The organism is Bacteroides sp. AF39-16AC (genome assembly GCF_003602735.1).
Lineage (GTDB): Bacteria > Bacteroidota > Bacteroidia > Bacteroidales > Bacteroidaceae > Bacteroides > Bacteroides uniformis.
Genome location: NZ_QTLN01000004.1, coordinates 139315 through 154481 on the forward strand (window position 1 = coordinate 139315; position 15167 = coordinate 154481).

The 15167-nt window shown below is 42.3% G+C and carries 12 protein-coding genes and 2 pseudogenes; 8 read left to right on the plus strand and 6 right to left on the minus strand.

From position 1 onward, the window contains the following. Nucleotides 1–4: 4 nt before the first annotated feature. The 4 genes from cysD to DW039_RS05870 all read left to right on the plus strand — a co-directional run bounded on the left by cysD (nt 5) and on the right by DW039_RS05870 (nt 4590). A complete protein-coding gene (cysD, locus tag DW039_RS05855; protein WP_005826557.1) occupies nt 5–916 on the plus strand; it encodes a sulfate adenylyltransferase subunit CysD in 912 nt (303 codons plus the stop codon). A 40-nt stretch (nt 917–956) separates the two neighbouring features. Continuing rightward, complete coding sequence (cysN, locus tag DW039_RS05860) at nt 957–2429, plus strand: sulfate adenylyltransferase subunit CysN (RefSeq protein ID WP_120381799.1); 1473 nt, start codon at nt 957–959, stop codon at nt 2427–2429. Between the two features lie 63 nt (nt 2430–2492). After that, nucleotides 2493–3599 carry a sulfotransferase gene (locus DW039_RS05865; protein ID WP_044468152.1) on the plus strand — a complete coding sequence of 369 codons (1107 nt, stop codon included), beginning with the start codon at nt 2493–2495 and terminating at the stop codon, nt 3597–3599. A 25-nt stretch (nt 3600–3624) separates the two neighbouring features. Then, nucleotides 3625–4590 carry a PCMD domain-containing protein gene (locus DW039_RS05870; protein WP_044468156.1) on the plus strand — a complete coding sequence of 322 codons (966 nt, stop codon included), beginning with the start codon at nt 3625–3627 and terminating at the stop codon, nt 4588–4590. A gap of 82 nt (nt 4591–4672) precedes the next feature. Here DW039_RS05870 and DW039_RS05875 read toward each other — a convergent pair whose 3' ends face one another. The 6 genes and pseudogenes from DW039_RS05875 to DW039_RS21075 all read right to left on the minus strand — a co-directional run bounded on the left by DW039_RS05875 (nt 4673) and on the right by DW039_RS21075 (nt 10745). Next, entirely contained in the window at nt 4673–5425 is a 753-nt protein-coding gene (locus DW039_RS05875) for a YjbH domain-containing protein (protein ID WP_118930937.1), read from the minus strand. Nucleotides 5426–5550: 125 nt separating this feature from the next. Then, nucleotides 5551–6690: an OmpA family protein gene (locus tag DW039_RS05880; protein WP_120381800.1), complete on the minus strand. Its 1140-nt coding sequence runs from the start codon at nt 6688–6690 to the stop codon at nt 5551–5553. A gap of 40 nt (nt 6691–6730) precedes the next feature. Beyond that, entirely contained in the window at nt 6731–7615 is an 885-nt protein-coding gene (locus DW039_RS05885; RefSeq protein WP_057281805.1) for a DUF3869 domain-containing protein, read from the minus strand. 13 nt (nt 7616–7628) lie between these two features. Continuing rightward, nucleotides 7629–8876 carry a hypothetical protein gene (locus DW039_RS05890; protein WP_120381826.1) on the minus strand — a complete coding sequence of 416 codons (1248 nt, stop codon included), beginning with the start codon at nt 8874–8876 and terminating at the stop codon, nt 7629–7631. Nucleotides 8877–9217: 341 nt separating this feature from the next. After that, nucleotides 9218–10341 (minus strand): annotated as a pseudogene (locus DW039_RS05895) (tyrosine-type recombinase/integrase). 251 nt (nt 10342–10592) lie between these two features. After that, nucleotides 10593–10745, minus strand: a complete 153-nt coding sequence (locus tag DW039_RS21075) for a hypothetical protein (protein WP_195300097.1) — start codon at nt 10743–10745, stop codon at nt 10593–10595. Between the two features lie 435 nt (nt 10746–11180). Between DW039_RS21075 and DW039_RS05900 the strand changes: the two are divergent. The 4 genes and pseudogenes from DW039_RS05900 to DW039_RS05915 all read left to right on the plus strand — a co-directional run bounded on the left by DW039_RS05900 (nt 11181) and on the right by DW039_RS05915 (nt 15163). Then, nucleotides 11181–12183 (plus strand): annotated as a pseudogene (locus tag DW039_RS05900) (hypothetical protein). A gap of 13 nt (nt 12184–12196) precedes the next feature. Further along, nucleotides 12197–13114 carry a DUF3869 domain-containing protein gene (locus DW039_RS05905; RefSeq protein ID WP_057281807.1) on the plus strand — a complete coding sequence of 306 codons (918 nt, stop codon included), beginning with the start codon at nt 12197–12199 and terminating at the stop codon, nt 13112–13114. Between the two features lie 45 nt (nt 13115–13159). Next, the gene (locus DW039_RS05910) at nt 13160–14284 is read left to right on the plus strand and encodes an OmpA family protein (RefSeq protein WP_057281808.1); all 1125 of its coding nucleotides are present in this window, start codon (nt 13160–13162) and stop codon (nt 14282–14284) included. Between the two features lie 126 nt (nt 14285–14410). Then, entirely contained in the window at nt 14411–15163 is a 753-nt protein-coding gene (locus DW039_RS05915; protein ID WP_035448038.1) for a YjbH domain-containing protein, read from the plus strand. The last annotated feature ends 4 nt before the right edge of the window (nt 15164–15167 follow it).

Consider the following 15167-nt stretch of genomic DNA (forward strand, 5'->3'; position numbering starts at 1 on the left):
TATAATGAAAGAAGAATATAAATTGAGCCATTTGAAGGAACTCGAAGCAGAGTCCATTCATATTATCCGTGAAGTGGCAGCGGAGTTTGAAAATCCGGTGATGCTGTATAGTATCGGCAAGGATTCTTCGGTTATGGTGCGCTTGGCCGAAAAGGCGTTTGCTCCCGGCAAAGTGCCGTTCCCGTTGATGCACATCGATTCCAAGTGGAAGTTTAAGGAGATGATACAGTTCCGTGACGAGTATGCCAAGAAGTATGGTTGGAACCTGATAGTGGAAAGCAATATGGAAGCTTTCAATGCAGGTGTCGGGCCTTTTACGCATGGCAGCAAGGTGCATACGGACTTGATGAAAACGCAGGCTTTGCTCCACGCATTGGATAAGTATAAGTTTGATGCGGCATTCGGTGGTGCTCGCCGCGACGAGGAGAAGTCACGTGCCAAAGAGCGTATTTTCTCTTTCCGCGACAAGTTCCATCAATGGGACCCCAAAAATCAGCGTCCCGAATTGTGGGATATTTATAACGCCCGGGTACATAAAGGAGAGAGTATCCGCGTATTTCCGTTAAGTAATTGGACGGAGCTGGACATCTGGCAATATATACGTTTGGAAAACATCCCTATTGTGCCGTTGTATTTTGCCAAGGAACGTCCTTGTGTGGAGATTGACGGAAATCTGATAATGGCGGATGACGACCGCTTGCCGGAACAGTACCGCGACCAGATAAAGATGCGTATGGTGCGTTTCCGTACGCTGGGTTGCTGGCCGTTGACCGGTGCTGTGGAAAGCGATGCCGATACCATCGAGAAGATTGTCGAGGAAATGATGACCACCACCAAGAGTGAACGGACGACCCGTGTCATTGACTTCGACCAAGACGCAAGCATGGAGCAGAAGAAGCGCGAGGGATACTTCTAAAGGAATTAAAAATTAAGAATTAAAAATTAAATCATTAAGGATGAACGATTCTACACTTGATATAAAGGCTTTTCTTGATAAGGATGAGCAGAAAGACTTGTTGCGCTTACTGACTGCCGGTTCTGTGGATGACGGAAAATCCACATTGATAGGCCGTCTGTTGTTCGACAGCAAGAAACTATATGAGGACCAGCTGGACGCACTGGAACGCGACAGCAAGCGCATGGGAAATGCCGGCGACCACATTGACTACGCCCTTTTGCTGGACGGCTTGAAGGCGGAGCGCGAACAAGGCATCACCATCGACGTGGCATACCGCTACTTCTCGACCAACAATCGTAAGTTTATCATTGCCGACACTCCGGGACACGAGCAATACACACGCAACATGATTACCGGGGGCTCTACAGCTAACTTGGCAATTATTCTGGTGGATGCACGTATGGGTGTCATTACGCAGACGCGCCGGCATACTTTCCTGGTGTCGTTGCTTGGCATCAAGCATGTGGTGCTTGCTGTCAATAAGATGGACCTGGTGGATTTCTCCGAAGAACGTTTTAATGAGATAGTCGATGAATATCGGACGTTTATAGCTCCATTGGGTATTCTTGACGTAAACTGCATTCCGCTGTCAGCTTTGGATGGCGACAATGTGGTGGAGAAATCGGAACGTACTCCTTGGTATGAGGGTATTTCACTTCTTGACTTTCTGGAGACGGTACATATTGACAACGACCATAATTTGAAGGATTTTCGTTTCCCGGTTCAATACGTCTTGCGTCCCAATCTCGATTTCCGTGGTTTTTGCGGTAAGGTGGCTTCGGGTATTATTCGTAAGGGAGATGAAGTGATGGCATTGCCTTCCGGTAAGAAGTCGCATATCAAGAGTATAGTTACATACGACGGCGAATTGGATTACGCCTTTCCGCCACAGTCCGTCACCCTGACTCTGGAGGACGAAATAGATGTGTCGAGAGGGGAAATGCTGGTACATCCGGATAACCTGCCCGTCATGGACCGCAATTTTGAAACGATGCTGGTTTGGATGGATGAAGAGCCGATGGATATAAACAAATCATTCTTCATCAAACAGACCACCAATATAAGCCGCACCCGCATCGACAGCATCAAGTATAAGGTGGATGTCAATACGATGGAGCATCTTTCCATTGACAACGGAAAGTTGAGCAAGGAAACATTGCCGATGCAGCTCAATCAAATTGCGCGTGTGGTGCTGACTACTGCCAAAGAGCTTTTCTTTGACCCTTATCGGCAGAATAAGGCTACCGGTTCGTTCATCCTGATAGACCCGATAACCAACAATACCAGTGCTGTAGGTATGATTATCGATAGGGTGGAGGATAAGGACATGCACTTAGCTGAGGACCTGCCTATGTTGAATTTGCCTAAACTGGGTATAGCTCCCGAACATTACGAAGCTATAGAAAAGGCTGTGAAAGAGCTGGAACGCCAGGGCGTGGCCGTACGGATAGAGCGCAGTACTTCTTTATAAGTATTGCAGTTCTCTCTCGGTATCACCGGAAGAAAACCATAACATATTAATATAAAGATAATAATGGGATTGTTAGAATTCAATAAGCTTCCGATAAACACCCTGGTAGGTGCGGATTGGAAAACATTCAAGGATATAACGGGCGGTCGTGACATCGGTGCTGCCTACAAAGGCAAGTATCGGCTGACAAAAGCTGTTTGTCGCTTACTGTCCACTTTGGCTCCTCTGCAGGACAGACGCTATGAAAAGCTCCTGGCAGATAAGCCCTTGGAGCATGATCCGGTATTCATTTTGGGACACTGGCGTAGCGGGACTACGTTTGTGCATAATGTTTTCTCCTGCGACAAGCATTTCGGCTACAACACGACATACCAGACTGTATTTCCGCATCTTATGATGTGGGGGCAGCCTTTCTTCAAGAAGAACATGAGTTGGTTGATGCCGGACAAACGTCCCACGGACAATATGGAACTTGCCGTTGACCTTCCGCAAGAAGAGGAATTTGCTTTGGCAAATATGATGCCCTACACCTATTATAATTTCTGGTTTCTGCCCGAATATCAGCAAGAGTATGCCGATAAATACCTGCTGTTTGATGACATCACAGAGAAAGAGCTGAAAGTATTTGAGGAGACTTTCGTCAAACTGATAAAGATTTCTCTTTGGAATACGAACGGAACCCAGTTTCTTAGTAAGAATCCGCCTCATACGGGACGTGTGAAAGAGCTTGTCAAGATGTTCCCCAATGCCAAGTTTATCTATCTGATGCGTAATCCTTATACTGTTTTCGAAAGCACACGTAGTTTCTTTACTAACACCATTCAGCCGTTGAAACTGCAGGATATCAGTAATGAGGAGCTTGAGAAGAATATTTTGTCCATTTATGCCAAACTGTATCATAAGTACGAAGCGGACAAGGCATGCATTCCTGAAGGAAACTTGATAGAGGTGAAGTTTGAGGACTTCGAAGCGGACGCAATGGGAATGACTGAACATATCTACAAGGCTTTGTCCATTCCGGGCTTTGCAGAGGCGCGTGCCGATATTGAGAAGTATGTAGGCGGAAAGAAAGGATATAAGAAGAATAAATACAAGTATGATGAGCGTACAGTGCAGTTGGTTCAGGATAACTGGAATTTTGCGCTGGGACAGTGGAAGTACGATTTATAATGATTGTCAATTATCAATGAGAGAAATGATTCAAAAGAAAATTCGTATGTTGGGAGTGCTGTCTGCCATGCTCTGTTGTGGAGCTGTTTCTGCGCAGCAGCACGAGGTAGAGTTGATTCCTTTCGGAAATATGGATCAATGGATTGACCGCCAAATCAAGGAATCCGGTATTATCGGCGGTGCCACGAAGAATGTGTATGCCATCGGGCCTACTGCTACTATCACTGAAAGCAAGGCGTACAAGAATATGGGAGGTTCGCCGTGGGCGACATCCAATGTGATGGCCCGGGTAGCCGGTATCACGAAAACTAATACTTCTGTTTTTCCGGAAAAGCGAGGGGATGGTTTCTGCGCCCGCATGGACACCCGTATGGAGAGTGTGAAGGTTTTTGGAATAGTAGATATCACGGTGCTGGCTGCCGGCTCTATGTTTCTGGGTGAGGTGCACGAACCTATCAAGGGAACCAAAAATCCGCAGAAAATGCTGAATTCCGGCATACCGTTTACAAAGAAACCTATCGCCGTACAGTTTGATTATAAAGTAAAGATGTCCGACCGCGAGAAGCGTATCCGTGCAACGGGCTTTAGCCGTATCACAGATGTGGAAGGAAAGGACTTCCCGGAAGTGAATCTGTTTCTGCAAAAGCGTTGGGAAGATGAGAAGGGGAATATCTATGCCAAGCGCGTAGGAACGATGGTCGTAAGATATTATACTACTACCGATTGGCATAATAATGCCACTTATTCCATCATGTACGGTGATATTACCGGTGACCCTGCGTACAAGGCCCACATGATGCGTCTTCAGGTTGAAGAACGCTATGCAGTTAATAGTAAAGGAGAGAGCGTACCTATTAAGGAGGTTGCCTGGGGAACGGAAGATGATGTGCCTACTCATTTGTTGTTACAGTTTACCTCCAGCCACGGTGGTGCTTACATAGGTTCTCCCGGTAATTCGTTGTGGATTGACAATGTAAAATTGGTATATTAGAATAAAAGCAGTTAAAGTTGGATGTCATACTTTAGCTGCTTTTTTAATGGAGTCACTGAGACTTTGGGTTACTTCTTATTTCTTATTTCAGATGAATTTTGTATGTCAGCCCTCCACTGAAATATTTCATCCTCTGCATTTCCACCTGCACATGCAGATGCTTGAACAACAGATAGGTGGCTCCCAAGGCAAAGTCCTTGGAGTCATATTCCGCTATCACCCTCAGCTGCGGATGGAAGGACGGATTGTAGGTGACACCCAGTGCAAAGCCATTCAGCTTGTACTCCTTGCGGTTGTTGTAAAGGTAGGAAAGATGGACACCAATCTCCTCTTTACCCACAACGGGTATATGCTTGGAGGCGGCAATGTAGAAACGGCTGTAATATCCGTTACCTTCCGTGGTGCCGACTTGCCCCCCTCCGGAAGAAGTGAACGGGTCGGACGTCCCCAGCACGACAGCCGGCATGTATTTCCAGAACTGCCCCTCCTTCAACACACGCAGACGGGCGGAAAAGTAACGGTCCTGGTTCGTGAATCCGCTGTATCCGTATGGCTTCAATCCCAACGCCTCCGCCTTGAAAAGTGTACACGTGTAGGCCACTTCCAGAAAGGGAAAGACTGTGACATTCAGGAAGTAGTTGTAGGTATGATAGTACCAGGTGGGTGGTGTGAGCTCCTTGTTCAGGAAGTTACCGCCAACCATGAAAGTCTTGTCACGCTGCATCTCCGCAGAGGGTGCATGCAACAGCCCGGTCGTACCATACGTCAACTGGGAAAAGGCTGAAAGGGAAAGGCTGCAAAACAGAACGATAAAGAATAGCTTAAACTTCATCATCACATATAAATTCAGTCGCTGATAAAAATGGATTGCTTTATAACATGCATCGGACATAGTACCAAAAAAAGGCGTCTGAGTCCCAGACGCCTTCATTTTTAGAGTCTATTTGTCACTTGGAGTTATTATTCCAGGATAACTACACGGTTCAGGAAGTTCTTGCCGAACATGTTTTCAGTACCTCCGAATCCTACGAGCTCAAGTTGGTCTTTACTTACACCTTCTGCAATCAAAGCATCGTAAACAACCTGAGCACGCTTTTCAGACAGTTTCTGGTTCCAAGAAGCGCTACCGGTAGCCTTATCGCAATAACCGGCAACTTTGTACTTCCTATCCGGATTAGCCTTCAGAATCTTGGCAGCCAACTGGATGTTAACCTTGCCATAGTCGTCCAGACGGGCGCTGCCAATCTTGAAGAAGATAGCACGCGGACCGGCAACTTCAACTTCCTTAGTCACTTCCTTAACTTCAGGTTTAGCGTTGGCCAGTGCATTCTTGCAGTTAGCCAGGTCAGCCTGAGCCTGAGCCAGTTCGCTTCTATATCTGTTGATTTCCGCATTGATAGCATCTTCGTCGATATTGGAAGCCTTCACAAATTTCTTGCCACCGAAGATGTAGCTAACACCTGCGGTCAACATGCCAGTGCCTTCAGCCTTACGATGGCTGCTGATGTTACCGAAAATGGACGGAGCGATAGCACCGCGAGCTTCTACGTCAATAGCCCACTTAGTGTTGATATTGAACTTCAAGCCCAAACCGGCAGAAGCACCGATACGTGCACGCATTTCAGCTTCACCGGCAGGAGCCATAGACTGCGAAGTACCGTCAGCACTAATTGTAATATCCACATTTTGAGATTTTGCTACAGAAATTTGAGGTCCCAAGAAACCGTAAACTTCGAAGAAACGGTTAGGATTGGCGCCGGCAAACAATGTAGAAAGATTGATCATTGCATCAATGTTACCACCTACATAAGTCTTGTTGTGTTCCCAATATGCATCATCCAAACACAGATGCTGAGTAATACCGTTTACCTGAGCACGTACACCCCAAGTCGGAGTAATCAGCTTACCAACTGATACGCTGAAATGCGGAGCAATCTTATTGAAACCGTCATTGTTGATAGAGTGAATACCACCACCTACACTGACAAAAATATTATCGCTCCATTTCGGAGTGTAGTAGTTCGTTTTTTCTTGTGCATTCAGATTTGCTGCACAAGCGCCTGCCAATAGTAAGGAGGCTATCATTAATTTACTTTTCATTTTCTCTTTAGTTTAAGATAAATAACAACTAAACGTTCTGTTAATCAGCAACAACAATACCGCCACCAGCATTATCTCCACCATGGCCATGACCATGACCCGCAGGAGCGTGATTGTGACCAGGAATCTGTTGATCAACCAAGATGTCTCCTAAAGCAGTCGCAAAATTCTTAACCTTCATAGAAGCTAAGATTTCTTCCCCTGCTTTTGTATTAGCATCAGCTTTTTTAACAATCTTATAATCAGTAGTTACAACAGTATAAGCGACATTAATTATCGTACGAGAGTGAGCATAAACCGGAATTTCCTCATCTATCTCAACCTCTTCCTCTTTATAAGTATCTTTAAGAGTACTAAAGAAAGAATTAATAGCTCCGATTTCAAGTAAATCTGTTGTATTGATTACCTTTGTATCCTCCAATACCTTATTTCCTGACTTCTTAAGATATTTTCCTGTTGTATAATAATAGTAATCTGTCGTATTATCTTCAAAACCCTCCTTATTCTCAGTATTTGTAGATTCTTGAGGGTCTACAACGATTTTTGTTTCTGCTGTTTCTTTTTGAAGAATGATAGTCGGAGTCAAAGAAGCAAACTGACCTGCTTGCAATGCCGGAACAGCAACTTTAACTTCTACACTCATATCATTATAAGAAGCAGTAACCGTAGCTGTAGTTGCTGCCAAAGTAGGATTACCAGTAAACGTAGCTGACGGACTGATAGTGACCGTAGCAGCAGTTGTTACATCAGTTGTAACGCCATTCTCTACGGCAAGTACAATCGGACTGATAGTAGCTTGCGCATTGATAGGCTCAATATTTACATTGAACTCTTCTTTTTCACAAGAAGTGAAAGTTGTAGCCAAAGCTACTACGGCAAGTGCAAACACTGCATTTATGCCACTTAAAAAACTTTTCTTTTTCATCTCAATTAATTAATTAAAAATTTAACAATTCTGACTTAATAAAATATGGGTTAAAACTATTTTCTTCCATTATATTATCACTTGCCTCTGCTTTGTATTGCTTATAATAAGTCCTTTCATTACCCGCATTATATACAATGCCCATATTGGCAGAGGTGCTTACACGCGGTATATACCCTCTTCTCTTATACTTATAAGGAGGCAATGCCACTTGAAACCGGAATCCTCCATTCGCTTTGGCATGCTCTGCTTTCATAGCATAAAAGCCTATCGAACAATAGCGGAAATGACGAACCATTTCAAATCTGACCCCCTTTTCCTTCATTAGATACTGTTCAGCTTTCAGTGTGAACTGAGTATTGAACTGCGGCCAATAAAAGCTACCCCCCAAAGACCAAGTGGCAACCCATGTAGAAGGATCATAATGCAATTTAAATCCGTCCCAATATCCGGTTCCAGTATATCCTATTCGAGCCAGCAAAGAGAACCTCTCATCATTAAAAGGCCTAAAAAAATCTACATCAAATCCATATTGATCCGCATTAAAATACCCGACAGTAGCTTTACCAAACACATTATACGGCAACCTGAAACGTTGTGAAAGAGTCAAATTTCCCGGATGGGCCTTACCTTCATATTTTCCATACCCATCATTATAAACCGGTATTTTCAACTGTGCCGTTAATTTCATACCTTTCCATAACGAAACTTCTATCGCAGGACTCAAATCAAACAAGACCTGGTAAATCTGTGTAATCACCAGATTCTTGAAAGCTAATTGAGGATACACCAATACATCAATCTTGAACAAAGAACTATTTTTCAACTTTATTTTCCGTGCATTTTTCCAAGTATCACCCAATTCATAGCTTACATTCCAGTCATCACGTTCTGCTTGGAGCACCGAATCACCCTTTATGGGATGATAACAAAGAGAAATCTGGGGTACATTATTGTCCAGAACTATTATCCGGCATGACTTTTCTTCCGGTAAACCCATCTTTTGAATAACATCCACCGCTTTGCCTATGCCTACGCCTTGCAAACGATATGTAGAGTTCTGCAGAACATACACACGTTCATTGCCATCTTCTGTCCATCCAACATTTTCAAATCCCATTTTCACTAAAGCATCTACAGTACTTTCCCCCGTTTGGCAAATCCCTTTTAAAGGGAGCAAACAGTATAAAAAGAACGTTGCATACTGTGCTATTGTTTTAGTATTTAGGCACTTTCTTATGTTAGAGTTTTTATACCTCATCTTTTTCAACCATTTTGTGTGTTCGTATAACACAAAATATGGTGCAAAAATAGGCACATTTTTAATAATACCAAAGATTTTTATATGAAAAAATGAAATAATGTTGTTTTTTCTTCAAAAGCCCCCAACAAAGACTCAGAATGTTTATATGAAGTATATTAGCTGTCTTAAAATCCTTAATATAGCTGTGCATAATTACTATACAGAATGTTGTTTTTGTGCCAAATAGTCATTTTTTAGCTGTTTTTGCTAATTCACTTTTCTCTGAAAAAGGATAAATAGAAGAAATATCTGCAAGAATTAAAGAGAATGACAAATTGCACTTCGTATTTAACCAACCCCTATGATATATTAGGAATTAAATCAATAGCTTTCTTTTTACTTTCATCTACAAGCTTTGCATAAATTTGTGTTGTCTGTATATTGGTATGTCCCAATAGTTTGGAGACTGTATATAAATCTACTCCCAATGTCAGCATCATTGTTGCATGTGTGTGGCGCGCTGTGTGAAATGTTACATGCTTTGATATCCCAGCTTGTTCAATCCATTTGTGTAAAATTACATTACTTCTTCCCAGTGAGACCAATCCAGCAAACACCTTTTCCGTTTCTGGTGCATTTCCTCTGTCTGGCAGATGTTTTATGGCTTCCGAACAGAGTGGAAGTGATATGGCTTCTTTCGTCTTCTTCTGAATAATACTCAATAGTGCATTGCCATTTTCATCATAGTGTATATCTTCCCATCTCAATGCAATAATATCACAATGCCTCAATCCACAAAAACAGCTGAATAGAAATGCTTTCCTTAATAAGATATTATAAAAAGGAGTATGAACCAATCTGGTCAATTCCTTTATGGTAAGATAATCCCTTTCTGTTCGATTACGTTTTGGTTTGTCCTCATTTTTTATTTTACTCATCGGATTAACAGTTATATAATCTTCAGAGACGGCCCTGTTCAAGCAGTAGCGCAGCGTTTTCAAATAATAGAATTGGGTGTTAACATGTAATGTCTTTTCCTTCTTACAATGTTCTTGTTTTGTTTTCTTCAAGTAATCTATAAAACCCAACAAATAAGTCTTGTCCACCTTCCTTAGCAATATTCCATTCGGAGTCATACAACAGCATGTATGGCATTTTTCCGTACTCTATTGTTCACACTTTGTTCTGCTATTAATTTCATATAGCCAGTCAGCTTCATATTAGACAATCTGTTATGATTAAATCCGTAAGCTTGATTATATATTTCCAAAATCTTCTGAGCCTTTATCGCATTTGCCAAATTTAGCGTCTCGACATTTCTTTTTTTATCAGTTTGATTATGTTCAGGGATAATATACAACTTTAAGAATTCGTATTGTCGCCTTCCATTCATATAAATATCCAGATATATGGATTGGCATCCATTAACCAATTTTTTTGTTCTCACCTTTATTGGCTCTTTTAGTTTCAATTGTTTTTTCATATTCTTTAAATAAAAACATACAGTTTATTATTAGTAGTAACAAAACAGTAACAAAAGTCAATCCTAAAAATTGCTTTCATGTTCTATCACTCTTGTCTTTTTTATAATTACCTTATTAACTATCAAATATTTACAGTGTAGAACACAGCGTTACTGAAAGAGCAAATATAATAATAAGCCAGTAACAATAAACTATCAAGAGTGTGGCTATTGCTATGACGACAGCTTCAGCTCCGGAAATTTATTTTCCATCACTTTGCTTCCACACTTCCACCCACCTCCTGCATCCCCCTATCCATCGGCATTTGCCCTGCGGTGGAAGTAACCCGAAAAGGTGGAAGCAAATTTTGCTTCCACCTGTCTGAAACGCCTGAGTTTTGCAGTAACCCACTGTCTACTACCATAATATTACGCAAGAGCTACATAAATCAATCAGTTCGGTTTTCCTGCATTTTCGAGTTTGCCTTCCTACGAAGTCGGTGGATATCGAGTTGAGCGGTAGGACGCATCATTCCGCAGAGGCTATGAAAAGTACCGGTAGAGTGAGCCGTTCAAGCGGATGATTCTAACTCACGGCTATGAATAATGCCGTCTAATATCCTTTAAGTTGTTGTACAATACATTTGCGCCCTATCCACAATAGATGCGGGCTACGTACTTCATCCGTAAAAGCCTTGGAGTTAGTGACGCCTAACAGCCATGAACAGCCCTGCTTACGGCCATAAAGCAATCGCTTGACGACCATTAGCAGGGCTGTTCATGGCCGTTAGGCGTCATTAATTCCCTATGTAACAGCAGACAAACAAAAGGAGAGAAGCAAAGGATTGTCTGTGTTTTAGATAGAAAGCCCATTTATTAGCAGGTGTATTCCGGAAGAAAAGTCATGCCGGATAATAGTTCTGGACAATAATGTACCCCAGATTTCTCTTTGTTATCATCCCATAAAGGGTGATTCGGTGCTCCAAGCAGAACGTGATGACTGGAATGTAAGCTATGAATTGGGTGATACTTGGAAAAATGCACGGAAAATAAAGTTGAAAAATAGTTCTTTGTTCAAGATTGATGTATTGGTGTATCCGGAATTCTCTTTCAAGAACGTGATTATTACGCAGATTTATCAAGTTCTATTTGAGTCCTGCAATAGAAATTTCGTTATGGAAGGGTATGAAAGCCACAGCACAAGTGAAGATACCAATTTATAATGATGGATATGGAGCTCGGGAAGGAAAGGTTCATCCGGGGTTTCTGACTCTTTCACAACGTTTTCGATTGCCTTATAACGTTTTTGGTAAATTCTCAGTAGGTTATTTTAGTGGCAATCGATATGGTGCTGATGTAGATTTTTTTCGACCCTTTAATGATGAGCGCTTTTCTTTGTTGGCAAGAATAGGATATACGGGAGCTGGACGTTGGGACGGATTTAAGTTCCAATATGATCCTTCATTATGGCGTGTGACGTGGTCTTTGGGTGGAAATTTCTATTGGCCGCGATTTAATACACAGTTCACACTGAAGGCTGAACAGTATTTGTTGAAGGAAAAGGGGGTTCGGTTTGAAATGATCCGTCATTTCCGCTATTGTTCGATAGGCTTTTATGCGATGAAGGCGGAGCATGCCAAAGCAAATGGAGGATTTCGGTTTCAAGTGGCATTGCCTCCTTACAAATATAAAAGAAGGGGGTATATCCCACGTATGAATACTTCTGCTAACATGGGCATTGCTTATAATGCGGGTAATGAAAGGTATTATTATAAGGACTATAAGGCAGAAGCAAGTGATAATATAATGGAAAAAAATAGTTTTAACCCATATTTTATTAAGTCAGAATTGTTAAATTTTTAATTAATTAATTGAGATGAAAAAGAAAAGTTTTTTAAGTGGCGTAAATGCTAAATTAGCATTAGCTGCAGTGGCTTTGACAAGTGTGATGTTCACAAGCTGCGAAAAAGAAGAATTCAATGTTGCGCCTGTAGAATTGGACCCTGCAAGTGCTACTGTTGCTATTACTGTATATGATTTATCAGATGGTTCTATCATAAATGGTGCAAGCATTACAGAAAATGGTGCTGCTATTACTAGCAATCCTTTCGTAATAGAAGCTAGTTCAGATGGAAAGATTGCTGCTGCAACAAGAACTTTTGCAGCTACAAAAGACGAGTATCTGTCTGGAGAAGGTCAAGCTACTGTTCCAGCTTTGAATAAAGGACAATTTGCTTTGATTCCGGTAAGTATTTTCTTGCAACAAGAACTGAATGCTGCTAAAGATGTTGTTGTTGATCAGGATGAGGAAACTATTACCCCTAGTGAAGTTGAAGGAGAGCAAGAAGGTGGTGAAAATACAAGTAGTGAAGCAAAAGAAATGGATTTGCCATATACAGCAAAGGTTGGACAAGAAGTTACTAATATTGCTGCTGTAAATGCATCGATTGATGCTATGCCTATAACTAGAGGATTGTCTGGTGATGAAGTAAAGAAGGTGTTGAAAGCATTGGTTAAATCATATAATCCGGGTATCACAGATGTAACTTATACTAAGAAAGTTACAGTTCCTGCTTATACTATTGTAACTTTGAAGACTACTACAGAATACGAAACTTCTGATAATACAATCTCTACAGTGGTGGATGGCAAACTGTACACTATTCCTAATGTAAAGATTAAGAAGGTGGTTAAGACAGTTGTAGATCCTGTCTTTACTTCAACTGAACATGGTCATGGTCACGGTCATGGCAATGGTAACAATGCCGGTGGTGGTGACGGTGCTGCTGAATAATAATAATAGTTTTAGTTATTATTTTAATTTTAAACTAAAGGAATAATGAAAAGTAAATTAGTAATAGCCTCCTTATTATTAGCAGGCGCTTGTGCAGCAAATCTGAATGCACAAGAAAAAACGAACTACTACACTCCGAAATGGAGCGATAATATTTTCGTGAGTGTAGGTGGTGGTGTCCACGCTATCAACAATGATGGTTTCAATAAATTGGCTCCGCATTTTAGCGTATCAGTTGGTAAGTTGATTACTCCGACATGGGGTGTACGTGCTCAGTTCAATGGTGTTACTCAGCACTTGTGTCTGGATAACTCATATTGGGAACATAATAAGACGTACTTTGGTGGTAACATTGATGCAATGATCAATCTTTCTACATTGTTCGCAGGCGTTAATCCTAACCGTTTCTTCGAAGTTTATGGATTTTTGGGTCCTCAAGTAACTGTTGCAAAGTCAGCTAATGTGCTGATTCAAAACGATGGAACAATGATTCCTGATGGGGATGAAAAGACTAGAGCACGTGTAGGCGCTTCTGCTGGTTTGGGCTTGAAGTTCAATATCAACACTAAGTGGGCTATTGACGTAGAAGCTCGCGGTGCTATCGCTCCGTCTGTATTCGGCAATATCAGCAGCCATCGCAAGGCTGAAGGTACTGGAACTTTGACTGCAGGTGTTAGCTACATCTTCGGTGGTAAGAAGTTTATTCCGGTTTCTAAGATTGATGAAGACGCAGTCAATGCAGAAATCAACAGATATAGAAGTGAACTGGCTCAGGCTCAAGCTGACCTGGCTAACTGCAAGAATGCACTGGCCAACGCTAAACCTGAAGTTAAGGAAGTGACTAAGGAAGTTGAAGTTGCCGGTCCGCGTGCTATCTTCTTCAAGATTGGCAGCGCCCGTCTGGACGACTATGGCAAGGTTAACATCGAACTGGCAGCCAAGATTCTGAAGGCTAATCCGGACAAGAAGTACAAGGTTGCAGGCTATGCCGACAAGGCTACCGGTAGCGCTTCTTGGAACCAGAAGCTGTCTGAAAAGCGTGCTCAGGTTGTTTACGATGCTTTGATTGCTCAGGGTGTTGACAAAGACCAGCTCGAACTCGTTGGATTCGGTGGTACTGCCAATATGTTCGGCAAGAACTTCTTGAACCGCGTAGTTATCCTGGAATAATATACTCCAAGTGACAAATAGACTCTAAAAATGAAGGCGTCTGGGACTCAGACGCCTTTTTTTGGTACTATGTCCGATGCATGTTATAAAGCAATCCATTTTTATCAGCGACTGAATTTATATGTGATGATGAAGTTTAAGCTATTCTTTATCGTTCTGTTTTGCAGCCTTTCCCTTTCAGCCTTTTCCCAGTTGACGTATGGTACGACCGGGCTGTTGCATGCACCCTCTGCGGAGATGCAGCGTGACAAGACTTTCATGGTTGGCGGTAACTTCCTGAACAAGGAGCTCACACCACCCACCTGGTACTATCATACCTACAACTATTTCTTGAGTGTAACTATCTTTCCCTTTCTGGAAATAGCCTACACGTGTACACTTTTCAAGGCGGAGGCGTTAGGATTGAAGCCATACGGGTACAGCGGATTCACGAACCAGGACCGTTACTTTTCCGCCCGTCTGCGTGTGTTGAAGGAGGGGCAGTTCTGGAAATACATGCCGGCCGTGGTGCTGGGGACATCTGACCCGTTCACTTCCTCTGGCGGCGGTCAAGTTAGCACTACGGAAGGTAACGGCTATTACAGCCGTTTCTATATTGCCGCTTCCAAGCAGATACCCGTTGCGGGTAAAGAGGAGGTTGGCGTGCATCTTTCCTATCTGTATAATGACCGCAAGGAGTACAAGCTGAATGGCTTTGCACTGGGTGTCACCTACAATCCGTCCTTTCATCCGCAGTTAAGGATGATAGCGGAATATGACTCCAAGGACTTTGCCTTGGGAGCCACTTATCTGTTGTTCAAGCATCTGCATGTGCAGGTGGAAATGCAGAGGATGAAATATTTCAGTGGAGGGTTGACATACAAAATTCATTTGAAATAATTAG